We start from the raw sequence: 26619 nt of genomic DNA, 5'->3' as shown, positions 1-26619 counted from the left end.
TAAATGGCAGAATTACAGCCACCAAAATGGGCCTCTCGCTTTCTGAGATGGTATTGTAGAGAGGACTACCTCGATGAGATCGAAGGCGATCTCTTTGAGCTTTACAGCTTCCGTGCAGAAAACTCTACTCGCAAGGCAAATCTGTTTTTTGTATGGAATGTGCTGCGATCCTTCCGGTGGATTAACCTTAAAAAAACTCAACTCTCAAATAATTGGACTATGAATTTATTCAAGAATTATACTAAGATCTATTTCCGCCGATTCAGGAAGGAGACAGTACATTATGCCGTAAATATCCTGGGACTCTCGCTCGGACTATCAATCTTGTTTTTCATCCTGATGTTTGTGTATGATGAGCAAAACATTGACAGCTTTCACAGCAAAAAGGATCGAATCTACCGGGTTGTCAACGAAGTTCAGGAAGAGGAGGGTTTAAACCATTATTTATCGGGACCTAATCCTTTAGCGAAAGCCCTCAAGACTGATTTTCCAAGTGTGGAAGAAACGTCATGGTTGACATATTTTGGATCTCATGTATTAGCTAAAGATGACATTCGGATAGCTGACAGGGATTGGGCCATTGTCAACAGAGGCATGTTTGACATTCTGGACATTGATATTTTAGATGGGAACCCGGTCAAGCAAACCGAAGGAGATGCCGGAATTGTAATAACAGAAGAGGTAGCGATGAAGCTGTTCGGAAGAACCGATGTGGTTGGAGAAGTGGTGGATGGATCTCGATTCGGCACAATAGAGGTTGTGGCAATAATGGATGATATGCCCCGAAATTCAACCTACCAATTTAAAGAGCTTTATGTGCTCAATCCGGATCAGATGGAAGAAGGATGGCAGAACTTCTTAAATGACTGGGATACCCAATTCATGCAAACATGGGTGTTACTAAAGGAGGGAACGACACCAGAAGATGTGTATGCCTCTAAAGACCAATTCATCGAGAAATACATTGCTGAGGAAAACAAAGGCAAGTATGATTTTTACCTACTTCCACTCACTGATGTGCATCTCGGTTCAATGCACATAGAAAATGGTGGTCCTGCACCTTTGTTAGCGATTCCTTACAGTGATCGGGAGTTTGTTTCAATGATCCTGATTATGGGAATGCTCGTAATATTTATTGCAGCATTAAATTATGTGAATCTTTCTTCCGTTCAGGCCTTGAAGCGAACACTGGAGGCAAGTATGCGCAAGATTAATGGCGCCACCAATAAACACCTGTTTGGACAATTATTCTTTGAAACATTTTTGACGGTAATCATAAGCTATGTTCTTGCCTTGCTTTTGATTGTCGTTTTATTTCCTTTCTTCTTGCAGATCGCGAACAAAGATTTCGGTACTAGTCTGTTGTTCTCTACTGACTTCATTTTCTATCATGCGATCAGCATTCTTATTATCTGGACTATTTCAGCGCTCCTTCCAGCACTTTATTATTCCCAATTAAAACGATCACTCCTTGTCATGAAAAATGCGTTTTCAGGCAGAGGTGACTTATTGCGAAAAGGGTTGGTTGGAATTCAGTATGCACTGTCCATCTTTCTCATCATTGGCTCATTAGTGATCTATCGTCAGCTCAACTATGTTCAATCAAAAGATCTTGGCTTCAACAATAAAAATATGATTGTCCTGGATATTAATTCTGGAGCAGCTCGTGGTAATTTCAAAAACATCGTTGAGGGAATTAAGAATAATCCAAATGTCATTAATGCTTCTACCTCATCGCGGGTACCCGGTGAATGGAAAGACATCCCGATTGCCAATGTGAGCAAGAATTTGACGGACGATGCGATGGAATTCAGCCATTATGCTGTGGATAAATATTGGTTAGATACCTATGATATCAAACTATTGGATGGCCAGAATTTCACTGGAGCTGATCAATCAGATAGTTTATATATCCTCATTAACGAAGAGGCAGTAAAAGCCCTAAATCTTGAACAGCCAATTGGTGAAAGTGTGTGGGTAATGTCGAACAGTGATTCAGTGAAAATGAGAATCAAGGGAGTCGTGGAGAATTTTCATTTTGAATCGCTCTATGAAGCTATTGGTCCGGTGGTAATCACCCATTGGAACAATCACATTCGATCGATAGATTATTTCACCATTAAGTATGCTCAAAACCCAAAAGAGACAATAGCACATGTTGATGAAGTCAACGCAACGTTTGATCCGAATACACCAGCTGAAATCAATTTTCTTGATCAGCAATGGGAGCGCTTTTATGAAGCTGAAGAAAGTAGAAGTACGATTATTCTCATTGCTTCCATTGTTTCAATTATCATTTCTGCTTTTGGCTTATTTGGATTGATAAACTTCACAGTAGAGCGAAAGACCAAAGAAATTGGTATCCGAAAGGTGATGGGAGCAAATGTTCAAAACATTACTACCCTGATATTGAAAGACTATTTAATTCTACTCATCATTTCATTGGTGATTGCTGCACCAGTATCCTGGTGGTTATTTGGTGATTGGCTGGCTGATTTTGCCTACCGAATCAATATGAGTGTGGATCTGTTTGTAATTGCATTTGTGCTTGTCCTCATCATTTCATTCACGACAGTTTTAGCCAGGATTTATAAGATTGCTAAGGCCAATCCGGTTCAGTCCATTCGATACGAATAATGCATCAGCAACCACCAAAGTGGCCTTTGAAATTCCTGCGATGGTTCTGTAGGGAAGACTATTTGGATGAAATCGAGGGAGACATTATTGAACTCTTTTATAATCGATCCACCAAACCACAGAAAGAAGCTTCGCTTTTTTTGATTTGGAACGTCATAAGGTCGCTTCGGTGGGTTAATTTAAAACATGCTCCTGCCTTCAAATCAGGGCTTTTTCGAAACTACTTTAAGGTTGGCTTCAGAGCTTTGGTCAAAGATCGTCAGTTTACGGCGATCAATCTTTTTGGACTGTCATTAGGGCTGGCGGTGTTCCTGACAATCGTCTTATTAGTCAGGCATGAGCTTAGCTTTGATACGTTCCACTCAAAAGCCGATAGAATCTATCAGGTTATCCAGGTACATCAAAATGCAGATGGCGATGATCCTGAAATCTGGACTTCTTATCAGCTTTCAGATGCCTTACGAAATGAAGTGGATATTGTCGAAAACGCGGTGACCATACATGCGACATCCTCTACTCGGGCGGAGGCCGATGGTAAACGTTTTTTTGAGGAGGATGGAATTGTGGCTGGCCCACAGTTCTTTGAAATCTTTGATTTTGAATTAAAAGATGGCAATCCGACACAGGTATTAAAGAATAAGCGTTCAATTATCCTCTCTGAGTCTTTAGCTGAGAAATATTTTGGATTTGAAAGCCCTATTGGCAAGGAAGTAGACCTTGAATTCTATGGAAGGTTTACGGTGACAGGCGTTTTAAAAGACATTCCCGCCAATTCATACATTCAATTTAACTTCATCATTTCTCAGGATTACGACATTTTTCTTGAAAATGTGTCAAGCAATTTCAGCGGATATTTCTATGCCTGGGAAGGCGATCCTGTTGCCACTTATGTGCTGCTAAAGGATGCCAACAATAAGGAGCTCTTTGAAGGGAAGGTTGAAACTCTACTTGAAAAGTATCTGGATAAAGAAGCGATCAACCCTCACTATTTACTTGGATTACTCGATCTACATTTCCATTCTCATGGTATAGATGGTAGAGTCAATGATTATGTAAAAGGCGATTTCTCTAAAGTGAAATTTCTTGTCATCGTTGGCTGTATCATTCTGTTGATGGCATGCTTTAATTACGTCAGTATTTCAACGGCACGCTACATCAAGCGTACAAAAGAAGTTGGGGTTAGAAAAGCGATGGGAGCACACAGTAAGCAAGTGGCCATTCAGTTCTTAATTGAATCCTTTTTGATGGTATTGTTTTCATTCCTATTGGGAATGGTTATCACACATTTCATTTTACCGTACTTCAATCTACTCACAGGTATCCAACTAGCCTTAACTACTGTATTTATCATTGAATCGATTCCGTATTTTATTGCAACAATTATTCTGGTAACGCTATTTGCTGGATTTTATCCTGCCTTTCATCTAAGCCGATACTCAGTAATCAATGTGTTGAAAAACATGACCATTTCGTCCACAGGGAATGACTCTTTGAGAAAAGGCCTGGTCGTGGTGCAGTACCTGTTTGTTATGACAATTTTGGCTGGTTTGTTCATTGTAAACCAGCAGTATACCTACATGAATAGTAAGTCATTAGGATTCAATACTGAGCAGTTGCTAATCGTTGAAATCAATAGTGGACAGGTGAGAGATAATTACTTAGAGATTAAAGATGAGTTGCTTAAGCTACCAGATGTACAAAAAGTGACCGGAATAACCCGGATGATCAGTGGATATCGATCAGGAACAGCTGTAGATGTCAATCCTGTAGAAAATCCTGAAGAAAAAACGCCGATGAGGTATTACGGCATAGACCAGGATGGGATATCTACATTGGAATTATCATTGGTTGCAGGTCAGGGGTTTTCCGGAATTAATGGCCAGGACAGTATTTCTGTTATTCTTAATGAAACTGCAGCAGCGATGTACGGGGGTCATGAAGCAGTTGGTAAAATCGTAAAAATTCAGGAAGTAGGAGAGGATGAGCTGAATGCCAGAGTCATTGGAATTGTTAATGACTTTCACTACCAATCCCTTCGTGAACCAATTGGGTCTGTCGTATTAGGTCATTACAACAATCCTTTTGTTAGCCTGGATGATATTGTGATCCAACTAAGTGGTCATAATACCATGGCCACATTGGAAGAAATTGAACAGATTCATAATCGTTTTGATACGAATCAAGTGATGACCTGGGAGTTTATGGATGACATGATTCAGCGGGAGTATGAGCAGGAAGCTATTTTTAGAAATGTTTTTGCGGGTGCTTCGATCATCTCCTTTTGCATTGCTATTTTAGGAATGATTGGACTTTCCTCGTACAACGTGATTGCACGAAGAAAAGAAATAGCCATCCGTAAAATATTAGGAGCTGGATTTCTAAGTTTGATTAATCAGCACACGAAAGAGTTTATCAAATTCTTATTGCTTGCATCCATTGTATCTATTCCATTATGTTGGTGGCTTGCATCTGAGTGGTTGGTTAGTTTCGAATATCGAGTGAGTATTTCACCACTTATTTTCCCAGGAGTAATCGCTCTTGTTATGCTAATTACCAGCATCGTCATATTGGCGGTCTGTCGTAAAACAATCAACTCAAACCCTGTAAATTCAATTCGTTACGAATGATCCGAATAGCAACGCTAATTTGTTTGCTTCATGCTTATACTTCTTATGGTCAGCTTGAAGCTTTGATTAAGGAACAGCAGAAATTCATTGGTGAATTTTCCGGGGCAATTGAGTGGGAAGGAATGTCACTTAATGCACGAAGCTCACCAGAGGAAAGAGAAACTGCCAGAATCTACCTGGAAAGTCAAATTCAATCAATTGGGCTTAAACCTCAGAGGCAGTCGTATAAGATGCCCAACTTAAATCAGTTTATTGATATTCTTTTCGCCCCTTTCAAAGGAGCAAATGTTTACATGATTATTCCGGCTACTAATAAAAGCAATGAGTATTTAGTACTCGGCGCACACTTTGATTCTGAGGTAGACTGTCCCGGAGCAATTGATAATGCATCAGGCTCAGCACTTATATACAGTGTTGGGAAAATGTTCAATTCATTGGATGAACGTAACATGAATGTGATCATCGTCTTTTTTGATCAAGAAGAGGAAGAATTAATAGGAAGTCAGGCTTTCGCCAAATACCTGAAATCTGAGGAATTAAATATTCATTCAGTTCACACATTCGACATGGTTGGCTGGGATGAGGATGGGGATGGAGAAATGGAACTTGAGTTGCCAACTCCAGAATTGGAAAAGGCATATTTCGAGGTTGCGTCCAGGCTTGAAATCCCACTCTATGTTACCAGTATAAACTCAACAGATCATCACTCATTCAGACAAGCAGGCTTTCAGGCAATTGGGATCAATGAAGCATACGGTAAACGAGACACTTCACCATATAAGGATACACCGGACGATACTTATGAGACTGTCAATTTTAACTACTTGGCAGAATCAACCTTGTATGTCTATGAAGTAATAAAAGAAATTGTGAATGGAAGCGATTAAAAAACATTACAAGACTAATCCGATCTACACTGTGTCTATACTTGTTTTTGGTGTGGGCTTTTTTGTTAGAGGAGTAGACTATCTGATCATTGGCAGTATTGCACCTTTCATCATTGGAACATTTATGCTTTCAGGAATCTTTTATGCTTTCTTAAAAAAGAATAAGTCATCCAGGAGATTAATGAAAATTATTGCAGTGATGTTGATTTTTTGGGGAGTAGTCAGGTTAGGACTCGAATTACTTTTTTCATTTGTTCCAGTCACTGAAGCTCATATAATGTCTCAGTTCACATGGACAAACAAATGCCTAAGCATATCTGCGATATTATTTGGTATCTATTTTTTCAAGAACCAAAAGGTCAATCAAACCTCTCCATAGTAAGAGGTCTGACTGAATCCGATTTATCCAGGCATAGTATAGTAGAATCGTTCATGGACGACCTGTCCATTTTCCCACTTCTTCACTGATACTTCCTCCATTTTGGCACGATTGCCATCCTTATAGGTGGCTTCCATCCATGACTCTGACATGGTAACACCTTCATCTTCATTTGAGGTAATAGCCGTTACACCACCTCCATGAACCTCTTGTACCATATCTAGCCATTGGTGTTCCCTGGCTCTGTTTGCTTCTTTACCTTCTGTAGTTCCGGACATTGGTTCAACCATTACCACATTGTCAGCATAAAATTTTTCGAAGGCGTCCATCATTTTTCCTTCACCAATCATTTGATGTAATTCTTGTTCTTTCTCGAGTAAGCTCATATTCTTAAGGGTTTAAAGTTTAGTGTATTAACGAGTTTACTACTACCGGATGGACAAGGTTTTGAAATATATCTTTAATTATTTTAGTGTTTCGTCGATAAAATCAGCTAATCCGAAACTATCGCGCACAATTTCTGGTTGAATTAACGTATATTATAAGGCAAACTATTGCAAATACATAGGTCTAACGCCTATCTTTGCAGATTGCTTTTTTATACCCATAACAAATTAGTTTTTAAAGAGATAATATGCGACAGTTAAAGATTACCCAGTCAATTACCAACAGGAGAGAGAGCCACACCCTGGAGAAATATTTTACTGAGGTAAGTAACGTTCCAATGATTACCCCGGATGAGGAGGTGACGCTTGCCAAGCGCATCAAAGAGGGCGATGATCTTGCATTGGAAAAACTCGTAAAAGCAAACTTAAGGTTCGTAGTTTCTGTAGCAAAGCAGTACCAGAACAGAAGTTTACCACTAAATGACTTGATCAACGAAGGAAACCTGGGATTGATCAAAGCAGCAAAGAAATTTGACGAGACAAAAGGATTTAAATTCATCTCATATGCAGTATGGTGGATTCGTCAGTCCATTATGCAGGCACTTGCTGAGCAGTCTCGAATCGTTCGTCTACCGATGAACAAGTCTGGTGCAATCAACCAGATCAGAAGGGCATACGCAGAGCTTGAGCAGCAGTTTGAGCGTGAGCCGACAGAAGAAGAATTGGCCGACATTCTAGACATGAAGCCTAGTGAAGTGAGAAATACACTTGGAGCAGAGGTAAAGCAAATGTCTATGGACGCACCTTTTGGAGAGGATGAGAGTGGTTCATTACTTGACGTTCTTGAAAATGTCACTACTGGACCTACAGATGGCAATCTTGTTTTCAACGACTCATTGAAGGTTGAAACGATGAGAGCATTATCAACACTTACAGCTCGAGAAAGAGAAGTAGTGATGATGAGCTTCGGAATTGGTTGTGACAACCCGTTCACACTGGAAGAGATTGGTGATGCCATGGGTCTTACCAGAGAAAGAGTACGACAGATTAGAGAAAAGGCACTTCAGAAATTGAGAGAGCCGGGCAAAAATAGAAGACTAAAAGAATTCTGCGCAAGCTAATAATCTGGGAAAAGCATAAATTTAAATCCTGACCATCGCGTCAGGATTTTTTTTGCCCAAATTTTAAAATGTCCATTCAAGACCAACTTGCATTTGCCTTAGATCGAAATGACCAGGAACCAAATAAATTGGTGGCTAAGCAGATTGTAAATGCAGGAGGTACAAAAGAAGTCAAGGACCTGATTTCTTTCATAAAAACTAAGCCCAAGCAAAGAGCTCAATCTGATACTATTCTGGCATTGGCATATGTGGGTGAGTTAGCTCCAGCCTTGCTCTCCGGTGAAGCATCTTTTCTAATTAGCCAATTGAATAGCTCGGTCAACCGGGTGATTTTTGGAAGTATGATTGCGTTGGCCCACATTGCTCATTTGAAGAAAGGAATACTTTTCGATTCACTCCCGCAGATTATTGATGCAATGGATAGTGGGACAGTCGTTTCTCGAGACTATGGATTTAGAATTATGGTAACGTTGTATACTGACAGAAAATACACTGAGGACATGTTTCTTCTAATTCAGGAGCAATTAATGAAAGCTCCTTCCAATCAATTGGGACAGTATGCAGAGCGGTTGATTGAGGTGTTGAATGAGAATCATTTGCAGCCTCTAATTGAAACTTTGGAAGAACGGCGAACTGACATTTCGAATGAATATCACATCAAAAGATTAAATAAGAACCTAAAAAAGCTTTATAAACAATTATGATAAGTTGGAATGATTTTGAAAAAATTGACATGCGTGTCGGTACTATTAAGAAAGCCGACGAGTTCCCGGAAGCTCACAAACCGGCCTACATTCTGACCATAGATTTTGGACCTGAAATTGGTATCAAAAAAAGCTCAGCTCAGATCACTACGCTATATAACAAGAAGCGCTTAAAGGGAGAACAGGTAATTGCAGTGGTCAATTTCCCACCAAAACAGATAGGTCCATTTATTAGTGAATGCTTAGTGATGGGTATTTACAATGAACAGAATGATGTGGTACTACTCCGACCACAGCGAGAAGTGATGAATGGATGTAAGGTTGGATAATGAAGAGGTGTGATGTTTCTTTGCGCACTCAAATTGAATCGTAAATCAATAATTCTAAAATCCTCAAATTTATATGTCTCAAACACACCTTGTTTCCTGGAATGTCAATGGCATTCGAGCCATGATCAAAAAAGATTTTATCAAAGACGTAAAGGAAATGAACCCCGATGTACTGTGCCTTCAAGAGACCAAAGGGCAGCCGGAAGATGTGAAGACAGCCTTAATGCTTTTACCTGAATATGAGGTGGCAGTAAATTCATCAAAGGAAAGGAAAGGATACTCCGGAACAGCTATTCTTTCAAAAGAAAAGCCACTTGAAGTTTTCTATGACATGGGAATCGAGGAGCATGATCAGGAAGGGCGAGTGATTGCAGCTGAGTTCGAAAATTTCTTTGTGGTGACTGTTTATACGCCCAACTCGGGAGAGGGTATGAAGCGATTGGATTATAGAGCTACCTGGGACGAAGCGTTTCGAGAATACATCATAAGCCTTGAAGAAAAGAAGCCGGTGATTATTTGCGGAGACTTGAATGTGGCACACACTGAAAATGACCTTGCCAGAGCAAAAGAAAACTATAATAGACAATCAGGATATACACAAACAGAGATTGATGGTTTAGATGCTTTGCTAAATGAAGGTTATGTAGATACTTTCAGATTGAAGTATCCGGATGAAATAAAATATTCGTGGTGGAATTATAAATACCGAGCTCGGGAGAGAAATGTCGGGTGGAGAATTGATTATTTTTTGGTGAGTGAAAAACTAAAAGATCAGGTGGCTGAAGCTCACATTTACAATGAATATTTAGGATCGGATCACTGTCCGGTTGGATTAAAACTTAACAGCTAAGAAGTATGGAAACGAAACAAATCCCTTTGAATGATCTGCATGAAAAACTAGGTGGTAAAATGGTGCCATTCGCAGGTTACAATATGCCAGTTCGATATTCTTCAGATAAAGAAGAGCACATGACAGTTCGAGATTCGGTGGGCGTATTTGATGTGTCTCACATGGGAGAGTTCATGCTTCGTGGACCTCACGCTCTTGATCTGATTCAGTGGGTAACCAGCAACGATGCTTCCAAAATCGTGGATGAACAGGCGCAGTATTCCTGCCTTCCAAATGATAAAGGAGGTATTGTGGATGATCTGTTGATCTATCGAATGAGTGAGGAGGAGTACATGTTGGTGGTGAATGCTTCCAATATTGAAAAAGACTGGAACTGGATCAAAAGCCAGGATAAGTGGGGGGTAGAGATGAAGAACATCTCTGATGATATTGTGCTTCTTGCTGTTCAGGGACCAAAAGCGGTAGAAACTCTTCAGAAATTAACGGATGTAAACCTATCTAAAGTGAAGTTCTACACCTTCGTTCAGGACAAACTAGCCGGAAAAGAAATGATCATTTCAGCTACTGGATATACCGGTTCCGGTGGATTTGAGCTTTATATCAATAAGAACGATGCGGAAGTGGTTTGGAATAAAATCTTTGAGGCAGGGGAAGAGTCCGGCATCAAGCCAATCGGTCTTGGCGCTCGAGACACATTACGACTTGAAAAAGGATTTTGTCTATATGGCAATGACATTACGGATGAAACCTCTCCTTTGGAAGCTGGTTTAGGATGGGTGACCAAGTTCACGAAGGATTTTGTGAATAGCGAAAACCTGAAAGCACAAAAAGAAGCTGGCGTGACTCGTAAGTTGGTTGGCTTTGAAATGATTGATCGAGGGATTCCACGTCACGATTATGAACTGGCAGATGCAGATGGAAATGTCATTGGCAAGGTAACCTCTGGTACCATGTCGCCATCTCTAAATCTGGGAATAGGGATGGGGTATGTAACGAAAGAGCACAGTGCTCCCGATACAGAAATCTACGTGCAGGTCCGGAATAAAAGTTTGAAAGCGAAGGTGGTGAAGCCGCCATTTTTGAAGTGACAGAAAGTGTGATTCTGAAGAACAGAAGGATCATTTTTGAAACATTTACGTACTTTTAAGTATGGTTAAGGAATTTGAAGACTTAAAAAAAGAGCTGGAAAAGCTTCCAAAAGCACAGCAGAAGGAATGGGTGGATAATTGGCTGGACGAGATAAAGTGGTCTTCTAAGTTTGAATCCTCTCAAAATGAACTTGAAATGCTAGCAAGGGAAGCTTCTGAAGAATATAGAGACGGCAAAACTAAAGACCTGTAGTTAAGTTGAAGTCTGTAACTACCAGCAGATTTAGAAAACTTATGCAAAAGCTTCCTATTGAGGTTCAAAATCAGGCTGCTGACTCTTACATTCTCTGGAAAGAAAATCCAAACCACCCATCACTAAGGTTTAAAAAAATCCATGCTTCACTGCCCATTTATTCGGTTAGGATATCTCTTTCCTACCGGGCGATTGGTAAGCTTGAAGATGATACACTGATCTGGTTTTGGATTGGAAACCACAATGATTACGATCAACTCATAAATCAACTAAAATGAAAACCATAGAAGTTTGCTTAACACCTGACCTCATCCATCAGCATGACCTGACCGGTAAAATCGTGGTGGTCGTAGACATCTTTCGAGCTACTTCCTGCATTGTGACCGGATTGGCCAACGGTGTAGAGTCAATCAAGCCGGTAAAGGAAGTAGACGAATGCAAAGCTCTTGGTCAACAAGGCTATCTCATGGCTGGCGAACGAGGAGGTCAGAAAGTGGATGGATTTGATATGGGAAATTCTCCTTTTGAGTACCTGGAAGATTCTGTGAAAGGTAAAAAAGTAGCCATCTCTACTACAAACGGCTCTCAGGCCATTCTGAAATCTGAAGGCGCTGATGCCATTTTGATTGGTTCATTTCTAAACCTGGAGGCCCTTACTGAATACATTTTGCAGCTACCTATTGGAATGGTTGTTCACTGTGCTGGATGGAAAGGCTCACCAAACTTAGAAGACACCCTATTTGCAGGAGCACTGATCGATGAATGTGCAGAGGAGATGGAACCCATCGGAGACTCTGCATTACTTGCACATCAGGTGTTCATCGCCAATCATGAGAACCTATTAGGCCTGGCTTTAACTTCAAGTCACGCTGAGCGCCTCAAAGGATTTGGTATCGAAAAAGATTTGGAGTTTTGCATGGAAGCAAGCAAGTATCAGGTGGTGCCCAAGTTCATTGATGGGGAGTTGGTATCTTAAGTAGATTCAATTCGTATAGTTTGAGATGTCGATCTTTGCTATTTATATTCTTCTCGCAATAGTAGCCATCATTCAGATTGCCATCTTCATCATGGCACGACGTATTCGCAAGCGCGAAAAAGAAAATAATGTGCTTCTAAAGTACAATATCAATTCAAGGCAAAAAGCTTGGCAGCTATTAGCTGATCCTGATGTTTCTGATGATGATAAAGTTAAGATCAGGGAATACTATGATGCTGAATAAACAATGAACTACTTCAACTTCTCATTTTCCTGGTGCCTGGAACCATCTCTTGAATCTTTCTTTTCTAGATTTTTCTTAAGTGCTTCTGTAAGGTCTACACCAGTTTGGTTTGCCAGACAAATCAATACCCATAAAACATCGGCTATCTCATCCCCAAGATCTCTGTTTTTGTCAGATTCCTTAAAAGATTGCTCTCCATAAGTTCTGGAAATGATTCTTGCTAATTCACCTACCTCTTCAGTAAGAATGGCCATATTGGTGAGCTCATTGAAGTAACGCACCCCTTTCGTTTTTATCCATTCATCTATGACCTTTTGTGCTTCTTCTATGGTCATCGATTACTGTTAGCCTCTAAATTTTCGTTGATGTGTTTTAGCTCAAAACCTTCTTCTTCAAGCTTCGATAGAAAGAATGCCATTCGTGTCTTTTCTTCATTCATCAGGCTATCCATGTTGGGATCAAATTCTGCAAAAGTTTCATGAGGAAATCGTTTTCCAGGCTTATAGTGGTCTTTCCAAAAAAGGCTTTCTACGATCTTTCCATCTTGATAATAGTACTTAAATTCTTCAGCTAAACGATCATCTCTAAAATTCATCATGTGCCCAGAAAATATGGGTGCCTCATTTTCAAAGTAGAAATAATCATCTCGCTCAAAATGAGGAGTTTTGATGATCCCAACAAGTTTCATGAGCCGACCTTCATTGAAATAGCCACGAACTTTGTATGCTGAGTCTGATTGAACAAAATCATCTTCTATGATGCTGACTCTATGATTTTGATCAATGTGCTTCACTTTGTAATCAATCGCCTCAACCAAATTTCTATTTTCTTTTTTTATTTCTGAGCCGCATGAAGACATAATGAGTGCGAGGAGGAGAAGGGCAAAATATTTCATATCGTAGGTTAGTTTAGTAGCAGGAGTCGCATTTTGCAAAACCTACTTTATTGAAAAGTTAATTAATTCCATCGACGAATGGTATGTACTTCCATGGATACAGGATATTTTTCGATGTAACGAAACTGACTATTGAGAATCATTTTGATATTAATATCACTTTCTGATAAACAAAATCATTGAATTTGCGTGCATACATGAACCAATTCACGGATAAACGAAAACATAACATTAAAAAACAGACCAACATGAAATCATTAAAAGCAGTATTATTATTGACATTGACTTTCATCTTTGCTTTTTCAGTAAACGCACAAAAGGATAAAAGCAAGCGTCCGAGCCCTCCTGCACAAGTATCTAAAGAGGTGAATGGCACTAAAATCACCATTGACTATAGCAGGCCATCAAAAAAGGGCAGAGAGATCTTTGGAGGGCTAGAAAAATATGGAAAAGTCTGGAGAACAGGCGCCAATGAATCAACGTGGGTTGAGGTATCAAAGGAGGTAAAGGTTGAAGGTAAAGCTTTGCCAGCAGGCAAGTACGGTCTATTTACAATCCCCGGTGAAGACGAATGGACAATCATTTTCAATAAGAAGTGGGATGGATGGGGAGCTTATGAGTATATAGAAGCAGATGATGTACTTAGAGTTACGGTAAATTCATCGTCTACAGATGCAGTGGTGGAGCAATTTACAATCGACATTGAGGACAGTGGAGATGTAATTTTGGCTTGGGATCAAACTAAAGTCGAATTCTCCATTCGCTGATAGAACTTAAGAAAGGCCTGGTAATTAAATTATCAGGCCTTTCTTTTACACAATGTTCAAAATCTGTTCTTTGATCTTCTCAAGTTCATCTTTCATCATCACAACGGTACGCTGTATTTCAGCATGATTGGCTTTTGATCCAATCGTATTAATTTCCCTTCCTATTTCCTGAGAAATAAAGCCAAGCTTTTTCCCAGCAAATTCCTCCTTATTGATCACCTCATCAAAATAGTCAAGGTGTTGTTTCAGCCTTACTTTTTCTTCAGTAATATCAAGTCTTTCCAAATAAAATATAAGCTCTTGCTCAAATCGATTTTCATCAACCTGAACTCGGTCTTTGATTTCATCAAGATTTTTTTGAAGTCTGATTCTTATATTTTCTGTTCTGTCAGCGTCATTTTCTTCCACCGTTTTAAGTCCATTTCTGATATTTGAAATGTACTCTGCGAGCTTTGATGCAAGTGCTTCACCTTCTTGCCTTCTGAACGAAACGCACTTACTAATGGCCTCATCAATGCTTGATTTGATGTCTTTCCATGGTAATGATTCAGGATCTAATTCTTGCTGCTTGATTACATCAGGAGCTTGTAATGCTAGCTTTACCAGGTCAGAATTATGGTTGTCAACATTTGCAGCCAATTCACTGAACTTGCGATAATACGCAGTGAAGCGTGCATCATCAACCTGAACTTCAAGATCACCATCTGACGACATTTCAAGTTCGATGGTCAACATCACCTTTCCTCGTTTTATCTGGTCTGTGATATAGTTCCTTATCTCCGATTCTTTATCTGAAAGCTCTTTCGGAATTCGAGGTGAGAAATCAAGAAACTTACTATTTAAAGCTTTAATCTCCGTCTTGATGGAAAGGTTTTGGCTGGTACGTTCATCACGCCCATATCCTGTCATGGATTGTTGCATAGGCTGCAAAGGTAAGAGTTGAACTAAAAATCCAATCCCAGAGTGAAATAATATCTCCGGTCCTTGATGTCACCATCTAGATAAGGTCTAGCCACATCGAATTTGATGTAATATCCAAGAAGCACAGTTCTAAGACCATAGCCAAATCCTCCCAACCAGGGATTTTGGAATTTTACGATTTCAGCTTCAAATGGCCCTCTTTCAAATCTTCTGGTAATAGGTCTCCCATCTTTAAATGGTGGAGATCCTGTCCAAACTGATCCGATATCAAAGAAACTGATCAACTGGAAATTTCTTAAAAAATTAGACTTTATTGGTCCGTTCGTTAAATACTGGAAGAGTGGTACCCTAAGTTCACTATTGAAAACTAAAACATCTGTCCCGTGAGCCTCATTGTAATCCAAGCCTCGCAGGTTGGTAACAAATTCATTAAAAAGCAGATCGCTGTTGTCTTGATTATTGGCTATAAATAAAGGATCATCTTCACCCTGTACATCGCTGGAAGCAAATAACCAGTTATCCATTCCTCCAAGCATATATTTCTTTCTGGCAGGCCCCATTTGTTTTCCGTAAAGTACTCTGCTTGCCCAGGTAATTTCTTTATGAATTTTTTGATAATGTCTGAAATCAAACCTAAGGTTGCTGAAATTCAAATTTGAGTTTGTCGCATTAAAGTGAGATGTAAACTCAAATAGCGCGCGTGTCCCTTGGTATAAATTAAAGGATCGCTCAATGGCGTTATCAAATATTAATGCCACACTTCCTCCAGCATATCTTTCACGATTGTTACCTGCTAGATCGGAAGCCTGACCAGTTACACTTAAATAATTAAGATTTGTGAATGATGTTTCAGTAAAAAACGGTGAGGCTTCTACCCTAAATGTGTGTGTAACAGGGAGTGCTGCTGTTAGTTTGAACCTGTTGAGTTTATACTTATGTCGTAAAGCATCGTCAAGGGATTGGTTCTCTAAAATATAAGTTTTGCGGTCAACGCGAGCTTTAAAGTCCATCCAATACTTTAGATATTGGAACTCAGCGAAAATATCGCCTTGTTGAAAATCGGTCTTGATTAGAGCTCCCCCCTTAATTTTATAATTTTCAAGCACATCATTGATTTCTGTTTCCATAAACATCATGAAGTTCCTGTATGGATCCCATAAGAATGATGTGATTACGTTATTGAAATTAAATTTTGGGTTGTATGGAATTGGACCAATTCGTTCATTATCCTGCTCGAAGCTCTGGTATTTGCTAAAGAATGATTCGGTTTCAAAGGTTGTTTCTCCACCTTCATCTTCAAAGACATAATTATCAGTGTCTATCCAGTTTGGATTGCTTAAATCTTCTGAGTTCGTCTCTGACTCATCTTCAAAAACAAAATCTTCTGTATCAACCTCATCTTTGATTATTTCTGGTTCCGGCTTTGCGCTGCTTTCCGCACTTTGCAACACTCTTGCAACTACTCGAACTGCATTTTCTCTACGTTTTCTTGGTGTTTCTGAAGTGAATTTGCTACTTGAAAGATTGGTAATGGTATCTAAGTACACCCTTTCTTCACCCTCTTCAACCATTATATATGTTAGCCGGTCTGGGTCGAAATGTAAATCGTAGCTAATAATGCTTCGGTCAAAATTTGTGATTTGTGTAGTAAGGGAATCATAAAGGTTGTATCGATACAAATTTGAGATTCCCTGTCGATCACTTAAGTAATAGACTTCATTTATGTTTTTAACATAAGGCTTTCTATCCTCACCAAAATTGTTGGTGATTCTAAAGAAATTAGTTGTGGTCGTGTCTAAATCATAAACAAAAAGATTGAAGTTATTGTCTAGTGATTCCAAAGGAATATCAGACACCCTGACTGAATCCGTGACCCTATTTGAACTGAACACAATTGCAGCAGTACCAGGAACAAAAGTAGGATCTAAATCATCGTAAATATCTCTTGTAATTCTACGCAGGGCATTCCGATTCATCGCAATCAGAAAAATGTCATTTTGGCCGTCGATATCTCCTGATACAACCGCAAGCCTTCCATTGTCATTAAAAGAAAAACTTTCGATTTGTCTGAATCTGGTTAATGGTTTCTGGCCTTTTTCTCCAGTTTCTACATTGAATGTATTTAAGTATAAAAAACCTCGTTTAAATAAAATTACACCTAGTGTGGATTCATCTTTCCAATCAAGAAGAGGTAGATGAGTATCTACATCTTGTCCATTGATTCGATACCCTCCTGTTGCAATTTTTTCGGTTTTATCAGAATTCAGATCTGTAACATATACTTGATACTTTCCATTTTTAAGCATTGCATAGGCTACTTTGTCAGCATCCTTATTAAATCGAATGGTTGTTGTAATGAGGTCTTTCGAATTCTTAATGTCTTTTAACAACCGTTCCTCGCCAGATGGAATATAATTTTCCTCAACTTCAATTTTTTGAAGGAGGTAGTAGTTTTTCCATTCATTTAAAAAATTCTTAAATGATACGCCTAAAGTGTTGGCAATACTGTTTTCCTCTTTTCTGATAATTCTGGTTAGGTTCAAAATATTGGAGATATTTCCTTCTCCATATTTCACAGCTATGTAATTCCAAATACTATGTCCTACAATAGAGGCTGACTCACCATCAATTCTTTTAAGTTTTTTAATTTTTTTGCGGCCCATGTAATCCCGCAAGTAGTCATCCATCTCCCTGGACCAACCATATGCCAGATACCTTGCAGCACCGTCAACAAACCAATCTGGAAGAGTTAATAGATAACTATTTTGGAATATTTCTGCCAGGCTACCCCCATACATCATATCATTGATGAGGGTACTCGATAGTTGGTAAATAAGGTCTTCTTTAAACTTATGTGCTTGACCAGGATAAGCTACCTCCAATTGGAGCTTGACAAATTCTGTACGGCCACCTATCGTATAGACTGCACCATCAATGCCCACGTTACTTTGTTGAAGGTCGTGGATTGAATTGTAGATGAAAATTTTTGTTTTGCTATAGGGTGCATATCCAAGCTTATCAGTTAATTCAACAAACTCATCTTCTAGAAAATTAATGGCCTCAAGAGCATATTCCTGACCACCTGGATAATAGTAAATTTCGAAGTTATTGGTGCTGTAGAAGTACCAATCAAAGTTTTTATACTGTATTCTATTTTGGCCAAATGGAGTTGTATAATGCTGCCCATAGACTGCACTAACCAGAAAAAAAAGTGGTATAATATATTTAACTAACCCTTTGAACATTTACTTCCTCATCAATTTCATCAACACCAAGTAATACATCTACGAAATGCTTGGCAAAATGTGGTGTTAAAGAAACACCTTTCGTGCCAAAACCATTAAAAATTCCTAATGTTTTATGCTCAGAATGAAAACCAATATATGGTTTTCTATCATGAGTTGCTGGCCTTACACCAGCTCGTTTATCTAAAATTCTATAATCTCCATTATATAACTTTTTAAAACGGTCTTCAAGTATCCTGATTCCAGATTCTTGAGGTTCAAAAGTTAAATTATTATGGTCATAAGTTGAACCAACCGTAAACTTATTATCCTTTGGGATCATAAAAACCCCTTGATTGATAATATGTTGTGAGCTCAAGGAGCATTCAATGTCAATAATTTCGCCTCTAACCGGCTTAAATGGTAATTTCCAATAGGGATTTGAACTGATGCCTTCACAGAAAATCGCTTTAGAAGCTACTATGTTTTGATAATCTACAGATTCATTTTCAATCTTCATTTTCTCATAATCAAACACCTCAGCTCGGTATATTCCCTTATCAATAAAGAATGATTTAAGAGATTGAAGCATTTGAGGGATATCTACATACCCAGAGTGGTTGAGAATGATTCCACCAAAAGGGTCATTTACATCCTCATAACCAATAGATTTTGGCGGTATGTCATTTATGAATCTATCAAAGGTTTCATTGCCTCGATTACCTTGCCAATCATTTTGATCTTCTACTGATCTAAATGGCCGATAAATTGGAATTTTGTGAAGAAACGATTTTTTTAATTCCCGCTCAAGTTTTTCATAGTTACTTTCAAGCGATGGAAATAGTTGATCTGCCCGCCAGGTTTTTACCATTTTACGACCAGTGATAGGATTATAGATTCCTGCTGCCTTTTTTGAAGAGGTATCTCCTTTATCCTCATCAAAAATCACAACCGAAAGATCCCTTTGAATCATCTCGTAAGCAAGCCAGGAACCTGCTAACCCTTGCCCGATGATTAAATAATCTGCCTTTACTTTTCCCACTTTACTTTTGCAATCTCAAAAGGGCTTAAAACTAAACACATGAAGATAAAATCCTTTGTATTCAATCCTTTCTATGAAAATACATATGTTGTTTCTTCCGATAGTAGCAATTGTCTGATTTTTGATCCGGGGTGCTATGAAGATTATGAGATAGCTGAACTCAAAGAGTATATTCACATGAATGATTTGAAGGTAAAAGCGATCATAAATACGCATTGCCATATTGATCATGTGCTAGGTAATGATGTGCTTAAACTAGCATATAAGGTTCCCCTAAAAATTCCGGTGAATGAAAAGGAAGTTTTTAACGCTATTCCGGCTTATGCTCCTCAATGGGGGATGTCAGGATACAGGCATGCTGAAGTTGACGATTATCTAAAAGCTGATGAGGATCTAGTGCTAGATGAAATCAGCATGAAACTCATTGAAGTACCAGGTCACTCGCCCGGTCATTTGATGTTCTATATCGAAGATGAAAAAATAATTATTGGTGGTGATGTACTATTCAGAGAAAGTATTGGAAGAACAGATCTTCCTGGAGGAAACCACGAGGACTTATTGAGAAACATCCAGGATAAAGTTTACACCCTCCCTGATGATGTCGAAGTATTACCAGGTCATGGTCCATCAACAACCATCGGTCATGAAAAGAGAAACAACCCATTTGTGAAAGGATAATGAAGCATATTCCAAATATTCTAACATGTTTGAATTTAGTTATCGGATGTGTTGGCATTTATTACATCTTAACAGATCAACAGCCACTAGCTTTTTATTTTGTGATCGTAGCAGGGTTATTTGATTTTTTGGATGGATTTGCTGCTCGCATGCTCAAAGTGCAATCAGAAATAGGAAAACAACTTGACTCACTTTCTGACTTGGTATCTTTTGGATTACTTCCAGCCTTTTTTATGGTTGACTGGCTCAGTGAATTGTCTCAATTCTACTGGATTGGATTGGGTATTGCCGTTTTTTCAGCAGTCAGGCTAGCAATTTTCAATGTAGATGAAACTCAAACAGATAGTTTCAAGGGATTGCCGACCCCTGCCAACGCCATCATGTTGACTTCACTGGTTTTTATTCCATTTCAGCTATACGAGTACACGCTAATTAGCATATGTATATTCTCAGCTATCCTTTTAGTTTCTCCGGTCAGATTAATAGCATTAAAGTTTAAATCTTTTAATTGGAGAGGGAATGAAGCGCGATGGATACTATTAATTGGTATCCTGGTATTATTTGCAGTCTTCAGAATAACATTTGTGCCATTCTTAATCCCATTTTATTTAGTGGTATCCATAGTTTCTTTTGTCTTGAGAAGCAAAGAATAGAATTTTTAGAGCAGGGTAGACGTTTATCATTACGATGAAAGAAAAAATTCTCTTGATAGTATGTATCCTCAGCTTTCATATAGGCTGGGGACAGACTTCTATATTGTCAAGTGGATCATGGTATAAGGTTGGCATTACTACTACGGGCATTTATAAAATTGATAGGAATACACTTGATGCCTTGGGAGTTTCGGACCAAATCGATCCTCGAAAAATCAAAATATTTGGAAATGGTGTCAAAGGAGTTTTACCTCAGGAAAATTCTGTAATAAGACCAAGTGATCTTATTGAAAATTCAATTTTTGTATCTGGAGATTCCGATGGATCTTTTGATCAAACGGACTATTTGCTATTCTATGGTCTAAGCCCGGATAAAGAAATCTGGACTAAGGAGGGATTTCTTTATGAAAAAAATTTCTATTCAGACACTTCTTACTATTTCATAAATGTTGACGGAAGCGAAGGGAAAAGGATCTCTTCAAGAGCCAGTCTGGAGGGATCACCGGTCACAACGGTAACAACTTTCGATGATTTTGTGGTTTATGAAGAGGATTTGAACAACTTAATTTCATCTGGCAGAGGATGGTATGGAGAGATGCTTTCCAGCGGCGAATCAAAGTCTTTTTCTCATCGGTTTGATGGAATAACCTCTGATATTGAACTGATTTTAAGCGGAGTGAGTCAATCCTCTGAAGGTGGCACTTTCAATATAGCTGTTTCTGGAAATTCAATTGGGGCACTTCCAATTGCATCTATACCTGATGGTCCTGGGACTACTTACAGTATAAAAGCCAGACAAGAAACTGATTCATTCAACATACCTGCTACGAATCAGTTTATGTTGGATATCGCGTTTGATGGAAATGCATCAGGAGAGAGAGGGTATATTGATTATTACTCGATGACTTTTCAACGCTCCTTGCAATTGTATAATACTGAAACGTCTTTCCGGTGGGCCAGGAATCAGGGGGATTTGCTTAGATATGAAATCGCCAATGCAATTGGATCAAACATTTGGAATGTGACAGACCCGACGAATGTTGTAAGTCAAGATATTGCAGTGGAGAACTCCAAAATTATTTTTCAAAGTCAGTCAGTAGGAATTGAAGAGTACATCGTTTTTGAGGGAAGCGAATTTCCTACACCATTTGTATTTGGTAGCGTTTCAAATCAAAACCTGAGAGGCAATACCAACTACGATGGAATAATAGTTACCAATCCAAAATTTCTATCTGCAGCAGAACAACTTGCTCAGTTTCATTCGGAGTTTGACGGGCTGAATATCAAGGTAGCAACGACCACCCAGGTATACAATGAATTTTCTTCTGGTCGACAGGATGTGAGCGCTATTCGAGATTTTGCGAAACATGTCTATGACAATGGAAGGTCATTAAAGTACTTACTGCTTTTGGGAGATTGCTCCTATGATTATAAAGACCGTATAACAAACAATACCAACTATGTCCCTACATATGAGTCTAGACAAAGTTTTCATCCAATCTTTAGTTATTCTTCTGATGATTACTTCGGCTTTTTTGAATCAGATGAAGGGTACTGGGAGGAAACACAATCTGGAGATCACACCATGGAAATAGGGGTGGGCCGTCTTCCAGCCAAATCCATCAGCGAAGCGAATGCAATGGTCAATAAGATCATCTATTATTCAACGAGTCCCAATACACTCGGTAAATGGCGAAATGAAATCACCTTTGTAGCTGATGATGGTGACGGCAATATTCACTCTCGCCACGTAGAAGATTTATCGGAGCTTATCGATACCACATACGCTCAATATCATATCAATAAGGTTTTACTAGATGCATTTACTCAGGAAGGAACAGGCTCTTCAGAAGAATCACCACAGGCAAGATCTGCTTTGAAGACAAGAATCAAGAATGGGACATTTTCGGTAAACTTTATCGGGCATGGCAATGAAAGACTATGGATGGAGGAAGAAATTTTTACGAAAGCGGATATTGAAGAGATGACCAATAGAGACAAGTTGCCAATTTTCGTTACGGCGACTTGTGAGTTCGGCAGACATGATGATCCAATAAGTGTTTCAGGGGCAGAGGAGCTTTTATTGCTGGAAAGAGGTGGAGGGATAGCTTTACTTACTACAAGCAGACCAGTTTTTGCAAGCACAAACTTTAGTCTAAATCAGGCATTTCACGAAAATGTTTTTCGTAAAGAACAAAATCAGAATCTTAGGCTTGGAGATGTCATTCGATTAACCAAAAACGAAGGGCTAGAGGGAGCTGTTAACAGGAATTTTACATTATTGGGCGATCCAATGATGATGCCATCCTATCCAAAACTGGATATTAAACTCAACAATTCTCCGGATACTTTGAGCGCATTAGAAGAGATCACAATCACAGGACAAATTGAAAATGGTGGAATCTTAAAGAATGATTTTAACGGAACTTTATTTGTTTCCATTCTTGATGAGGAACAGTCATTCAAAACACTCGGGCAAGAAAGCGCACCTTATACCTATTCACTTCGTAGTAATGCGATTTTCAGAGGTGAAGCCACGGTTTCCGAAGGCACATTCACATTTTCATTCATTGTCCCAAAAAATATTTCTTATCAAAATCTCAAAGGTAAAATGAGCCTTTATGCATGGGATCAAAAAAATAATATAGATGCAGGTGGATCATCCAGAAATTTTATCATTGGTGGAACAAATCCTAATCCTGTAGGAGATGAAAATCCTCCTGTTATTAAGGCATATCTGAATGATTCGACGTTTATAAATGGTGATTTAGTGGGTAATTCTCCATTATTAATTGCCAAAATTGAAGATGAAAGTGGCGTTACAACAACAAGTGCTGGGGTTGTGCAAGGAATTACCCTCACACTGGGAGAAGAGGTATTTAATTTGAATGATTTCTATATTTCTGATAAAGATGATTTCAAAAAGGGTTCTATAGTTTATCCATTGCAAGATCTTTCAGCTGGGCGATATGTAGCTACAATCAGGGTATGGGATGCTTATAACAATGCTTCAGAAACTGATATTGAATTTGTAGTAACCGAAGAGCCTACTTTGTTTGTCTATAACGCCGTAGCTTACCCAAATCCAGTAAAAGGATCAACTACTTTTTCATTTGAACATGATCGTGAAGAAGAAGATATTGAAATCACATTTGTGGTTTTTAGCACAAAAGGTGAAGTAGTAAACAAGCAAAGATTTGTTTTTGAAAACAGCTCAAGAAACATAGAAATACCCTGGAATGCTCAAACCAATTCCGGAAAATCGTTAATTAAGGGTATTTATTTTAGCAAAATGATAATTAGAAGCAGATTAGACGGAGCAACAAAAGAAATCAATCAAAAGCTCGTTATAGTAAATTGATAACCTAATTGGTATTTGATAAACAATAGTTTTATTCAAAATTTTAACCGGTATTCACCTGATAATGTTAAGTTTGGCATCCTTTTATAAAAACATTCGAATGAATCATTTTTTGAAGAAGATATTGACAATTCTTCTTGTCTTGGTTTCTGTTCTCTCATTTGGACAGTCCACCTTTATTTCTGGTCAGGATAGTTTAAGAAATCCAATTACTGTTGCTGTACCGTTCCTTGGGTTTGCTCCAGACAGCAGAGCATCTGCAATGGGCGATGTGGGTGTAGCTACATCACCAGATGCTAATAGTATTCACTGGAACAATGCCAAATTAGCATTTATCGACACAGATATGGGTTTTGCGTTCTCATATTCACCATGGTTGGGCAATATAGTGGATGACATGTCTCTCAATTATCTCTCTTTCTATAAGAAAATTGACCAGACACAGACATTTGGCGCTTCTTTCAGGTACTTTGATTTGGGAGAGATTGCACTATATGATGAATTTGCTAATCCTAACGGTGTTGAGAATCCTAGCGAATTAGCTATAGATGGTACCTATTCAAGAAAACTTTCTGAAAATATGGGTGTGGGCGCAACACTACGCTTTGTCTGGTCAAACCTAGCTGGAAATATTACCGGAGCACCGGATGCAAAAGCCGGGACAAGTGTAGCTGTCGATCTTGGGTGGTATTACACCAAACCATTTATGCTTTCCGGGAAAAACTCAGAACTTTCTTTAGGTGCACACATTTCAAATATTGGTCAGAAAGTAACATACAGTGCAGAAAGTAATGAGAACTTCATACCGGCAAATTTCAGAATAGGTTCAGCCTTCAAGACCAATCTGGATCCATACAATACCATTACACTTGCCTTTGATATTAACAAACTAATGGTCCCAACTCCTCCCATCTACGAGACGGATCAGGATGGTAATATTGTGACAGATAGCAATGGAAATAAAGTGATTGCAAAGGGCAAAGATCCTGATAGACCACTCCTTTCTGGTACGTTTGGATCATTTGCTGATGCTCCACGAGGATTTCAAGAAGAAATTCAAGAATTAACCTACTCTATAGGTGCAGAATATTGGTACCGAGATATCTTTTCGGCTCGTGCAGGATATTTCTCTGAACATGAAAATAAAGGAGATAGAAAATATTTCACAGTAGGTGCTGGTTTTAGATACCAGATATTTGGATTCGATTTTTCCTATTTAATACCACAGGGACAAAATCATCCACTAGCAGATACCTTAAGAATTTCTCTATTATTTAATCTGGATCAAAGCGCCAGAGAGGATGGCGAATAATTAAATAGCCAACCACAAATCTTTTAGGGAAGAGTTAGCCATTAAGAGTTGACTCTTCTTTCTATTTTTGGGGCATAATATTCACAAAATGAACGCACTTTCCAATCGTATTAAAAGTATTCCTGAATCAGCTACACTGGCTATGGCTGCAAAAGCCCGTGAGATGAAAGAAAAGGGGGTTGAGGTGATTAGCCTAAGCCTTGGTGAGCCTGACTTCAAGACTCCAAAACACATAAAAGAAGGTGCAATTGAAGCGATTAATTCAGGAAATTACTTTGCTTATCCACCTGTCAACGGGTATCCTGATCTAAGAAAAGCGATATCAGAAAAATTTGATCGAGATAATGGATTGAAGTACGGACCAGATCAAATAGTTGTATCAAATGGAGCGAAACAATCGATCGCCAATGTTTTTATGGCTATTCTCAATCCAGGAGATGAAGTTATTGTATTAACTCCTTACTGGGTTAGCTACTCTGCAATGATATTGCTTGCAGAGGGTAAGCCCGTGTTTGTCAGAGGTACCATTGAAAACGATTTCAAGGCAACAGCAGCGCAGGTGCAAGCTGCCATCACTGAAAAAACCAAGGCAATTATATTCTCTTCTCCTTGCAATCCAACAGGATCCGTGTTTACGCGCGATGATTTGGTGGATTTTGCAGAGGTGTTGAAAAATAGAGAAGACATTACTATAATCTCAGATGAGATTTATGAGCTGATCAATTTTGGAGACAAGCATGAAAGTATTGGAACTATTGATGGGATGATTGATCGTACAGTTACTGTAAATGGATTTTCAAAAGGCTTTGCCATGACTGGCTGGAGGGTAGGGTATATTGGCGCTCCACAATGGATTGCCAAAGCAGCAAACAAAATGCAAGGTCAGTACACTTCTGGAAATTGTTCGATAGCTCAAAGAGCCGCTCTTGCTGCTTTAAATGGTTCTATGGAGCCTACAAAGGAGATGGCAAAGGCTTATGAGCACAGAAGAGAGCTTGTCTATAAGCTACTGAAGGAAATTCCAGGTTTTGAGGTCAATATGCCTCAGGGGGCTTTTTATTTTTTCCCTAACGTGAGTCATTACATCGGCAAGTCTTATGGAGAAATTAAGATCAATACTGTCAATGACTTGTGTATGTTTTTGCTTGAAGATGCACATGTTTCATTGGTTACCGGTGAGGCATTCGGTGACCCAGAATGTCTTAGACTTTCTTATGCGGCCTCAGACGAGGATTTGAAAAAAGCCATTGCACAAATGACTGTATCACTTGCTAAATTGTCATGA

At 38.9% G+C, this 26619-nt stretch carries 25 protein-coding genes; 19 read left to right on the top strand and 6 right to left on the bottom strand.

The window, feature by feature from the left end; all coding sequences use genetic code 11:
* Window positions 1-3: 3 nt before the first annotated feature.
* Genes ACOMC3_RS15340 through ACOMC3_RS15325 form a run of 4 tightly spaced genes read left to right on the top strand, consistent with a single transcriptional unit; the run spans window position 4 to window position 6530 of the window.
* A complete protein-coding gene (locus ACOMC3_RS15340; RefSeq protein WP_420316764.1) occupies window positions 4-2637 on the top strand; it encodes an FtsX-like permease family protein in 2634 nt (877 codons plus the stop codon).
* Entirely contained in the window at window positions 2637-5264 is a 2628-nt protein-coding gene (locus ACOMC3_RS15335; protein WP_420316763.1) for an ABC transporter permease, read from the top strand. The genes ACOMC3_RS15340 and ACOMC3_RS15335 overlap by 1 nt, the downstream gene beginning before the upstream one ends.
* Entirely contained in the window at window positions 5261-6151 is an 891-nt protein-coding gene (locus ACOMC3_RS15330) for a M28 family metallopeptidase (protein ID WP_420316762.1), read from the top strand. Before ACOMC3_RS15335 ends, ACOMC3_RS15330 begins: the two co-directional genes overlap by 4 nt.
* Window positions 6138-6530 carry a hypothetical protein gene (locus ACOMC3_RS15325; RefSeq protein ID WP_420316761.1) on the top strand — a complete coding sequence of 131 codons (393 nt, stop codon included), beginning with the start codon at window positions 6138-6140 and terminating at the stop codon, window positions 6528-6530. The genes ACOMC3_RS15330 and ACOMC3_RS15325 overlap by 14 nt, the downstream gene beginning before the upstream one ends.
* Before the next feature lie 23 nt (window positions 6531-6553).
* Here the strand turns inward: ACOMC3_RS15325 and ACOMC3_RS15320 are convergent, their stop codons facing one another.
* Window positions 6554-6916 (bottom strand): SnoaL-like domain-containing protein, encoded by a 363-nt coding sequence (locus ACOMC3_RS15320; protein WP_420316760.1) that lies wholly within the window; start codon window positions 6914-6916, stop codon window positions 6554-6556.
* Window positions 6917-7164: 248 nt separating this feature from the next.
* Here ACOMC3_RS15320 and ACOMC3_RS15315 point away from each other — a divergent pair, with 248 nt between their 5' ends.
* The 9 genes from ACOMC3_RS15315 (at window position 7165) to ACOMC3_RS15275 (ending at window position 12481) form a co-directional block, all read left to right on the top strand.
* Complete coding sequence (locus tag ACOMC3_RS15315) at window positions 7165-8037, top strand: RNA polymerase sigma factor RpoD/SigA (RefSeq protein WP_348280047.1); 873 nt, start codon at window positions 7165-7167, stop codon at window positions 8035-8037.
* 68 nt (window positions 8038-8105) lie between these two features.
* Window positions 8106-8741, top strand: a complete 636-nt coding sequence (locus ACOMC3_RS15310) for a hypothetical protein (protein WP_420316759.1) — start codon at window positions 8106-8108, stop codon at window positions 8739-8741.
* Complete coding sequence (locus ACOMC3_RS15305) at window positions 8738-9070, top strand: tRNA-binding protein (protein ID WP_420316758.1); 333 nt, start codon at window positions 8738-8740, stop codon at window positions 9068-9070. The genes ACOMC3_RS15310 and ACOMC3_RS15305 overlap by 4 nt, the downstream gene beginning before the upstream one ends.
* A gap of 73 nt (window positions 9071-9143) precedes the next feature.
* The gene (locus ACOMC3_RS15300) at window positions 9144-9920 is read left to right on the top strand and encodes an exodeoxyribonuclease III (RefSeq protein WP_420316757.1); all 777 of its coding nucleotides are present in this window, start codon (window positions 9144-9146) and stop codon (window positions 9918-9920) included.
* Window positions 9921-9925: 5 nt separating this feature from the next.
* Window positions 9926-11008, top strand: coding sequence for a glycine cleavage system aminomethyltransferase GcvT (gene gcvT, locus ACOMC3_RS15295; protein WP_420316756.1), 1083 nt, complete (start codon window positions 9926-9928; stop codon window positions 11006-11008).
* 61 nt (window positions 11009-11069) lie between these two features.
* Complete coding sequence (locus tag ACOMC3_RS15290; protein ID WP_420316755.1) at window positions 11070-11261, top strand: hypothetical protein; 192 nt, start codon at window positions 11070-11072, stop codon at window positions 11259-11261.
* 41 nt (window positions 11262-11302) lie between these two features.
* On the top strand, window positions 11303-11539 hold the full coding sequence (locus ACOMC3_RS15285; RefSeq protein ID WP_420316754.1) for a hypothetical protein: 237 nt from the start codon (window positions 11303-11305) through the stop codon (window positions 11537-11539).
* The gene (locus tag ACOMC3_RS15280) at window positions 11536-12237 is read left to right on the top strand and encodes a 2-phosphosulfolactate phosphatase (protein ID WP_420316753.1); all 702 of its coding nucleotides are present in this window, start codon (window positions 11536-11538) and stop codon (window positions 12235-12237) included. Before ACOMC3_RS15285 ends, ACOMC3_RS15280 begins: the two co-directional genes overlap by 4 nt.
* 25 nt (window positions 12238-12262) lie before the next feature.
* Window positions 12263-12481, top strand: a complete 219-nt coding sequence (locus ACOMC3_RS15275) for a hypothetical protein (RefSeq protein WP_420316752.1) — start codon at window positions 12263-12265, stop codon at window positions 12479-12481.
* 8 nt (window positions 12482-12489) lie between these two features.
* Here the strand turns inward: ACOMC3_RS15275 and ACOMC3_RS15270 are convergent, their stop codons facing one another.
* Window positions 12490-12816: a nucleotide pyrophosphohydrolase gene (locus ACOMC3_RS15270; protein WP_420316751.1), complete on the bottom strand. Its 327-nt coding sequence runs from the start codon at window positions 12814-12816 to the stop codon at window positions 12490-12492.
* Window positions 12813-13376, bottom strand: coding sequence for a hypothetical protein (locus ACOMC3_RS15265; protein WP_420316750.1), 564 nt, complete (start codon window positions 13374-13376; stop codon window positions 12813-12815). The genes ACOMC3_RS15270 and ACOMC3_RS15265 overlap by 4 nt, the downstream gene beginning before the upstream one ends.
* Window positions 13377-13624: 248 nt before the next feature.
* On the opposite strand from ACOMC3_RS15265, the gene ACOMC3_RS15260 reads away from it, so the two are divergent.
* A complete protein-coding gene (locus ACOMC3_RS15260) occupies window positions 13625-14143 on the top strand; it encodes a DUF2911 domain-containing protein (RefSeq protein WP_420316749.1) in 519 nt (172 codons plus the stop codon).
* A gap of 45 nt (window positions 14144-14188) precedes the next feature.
* Here the strand turns inward: ACOMC3_RS15260 and ACOMC3_RS15255 are convergent, their stop codons facing one another.
* From ACOMC3_RS15255 to ACOMC3_RS15245, 3 genes are read right to left on the bottom strand one after another with little or no spacing between them, the layout of a single operon-like run.
* Complete coding sequence (locus tag ACOMC3_RS15255) at window positions 14189-15064, bottom strand: YicC/YloC family endoribonuclease (RefSeq protein WP_420316748.1); 876 nt, start codon at window positions 15062-15064, stop codon at window positions 14189-14191.
* A 23-nt stretch (window positions 15065-15087) separates the two neighbouring features.
* A complete protein-coding gene (locus tag ACOMC3_RS15250) occupies window positions 15088-18309 on the bottom strand; it encodes a translocation protein TolB (protein WP_420316747.1) in 3222 nt (1073 codons plus the stop codon).
* The gene (locus tag ACOMC3_RS15245; RefSeq protein WP_420316746.1) at window positions 18290-19330 is read right to left on the bottom strand and encodes an NAD(P)/FAD-dependent oxidoreductase; all 1041 of its coding nucleotides are present in this window, start codon (window positions 19328-19330) and stop codon (window positions 18290-18292) included. The genes ACOMC3_RS15250 and ACOMC3_RS15245 overlap by 20 nt, the downstream gene beginning before the upstream one ends.
* 39 nt (window positions 19331-19369) lie before the next feature.
* On the opposite strand from ACOMC3_RS15245, the gene ACOMC3_RS15240 reads away from it, so the two are divergent.
* The 5 genes from ACOMC3_RS15240 to ACOMC3_RS15220 all read left to right on the top strand — a co-directional run bounded on the left by ACOMC3_RS15240 (window position 19370) and on the right by ACOMC3_RS15220 (window position 26619).
* On the top strand, window positions 19370-20008 hold the full coding sequence (locus ACOMC3_RS15240) for an MBL fold metallo-hydrolase (protein WP_420316745.1): 639 nt from the start codon (window positions 19370-19372) through the stop codon (window positions 20006-20008).
* Window positions 20008-20661, top strand: a complete 654-nt coding sequence (locus tag ACOMC3_RS15235) for a CDP-alcohol phosphatidyltransferase family protein (RefSeq protein WP_420316744.1) — start codon at window positions 20008-20010, stop codon at window positions 20659-20661. Before ACOMC3_RS15240 ends, ACOMC3_RS15235 begins: the two co-directional genes overlap by 1 nt.
* Before the next feature lie 34 nt (window positions 20662-20695).
* Window positions 20696-24022 (top strand): type IX secretion system sortase PorU, encoded by a 3327-nt coding sequence (gene porU, locus ACOMC3_RS15230; protein ID WP_420316743.1) that lies wholly within the window; start codon window positions 20696-20698, stop codon window positions 24020-24022.
* Window positions 24023-24122: 100 nt separating this feature from the next.
* Window positions 24123-25334, top strand: coding sequence for a type IX secretion system outer membrane channel protein PorV (gene porV / locus ACOMC3_RS15225; protein ID WP_420316742.1), 1212 nt, complete (start codon window positions 24123-24125; stop codon window positions 25332-25334).
* An 88-nt stretch (window positions 25335-25422) separates the two neighbouring features.
* A complete protein-coding gene (locus tag ACOMC3_RS15220; RefSeq protein WP_420316741.1) occupies window positions 25423-26619 on the top strand; it encodes a pyridoxal phosphate-dependent aminotransferase in 1197 nt (398 codons plus the stop codon).

It is taken from the genome of Ekhidna sp., assembly GCF_965212185.1.
Taxonomy (GTDB): Bacteria; Bacteroidota; Bacteroidia; order Cytophagales; family Cyclobacteriaceae; genus Ekhidna.
This window is presented reverse-complemented; position numbering and strand designations above follow the sequence as displayed.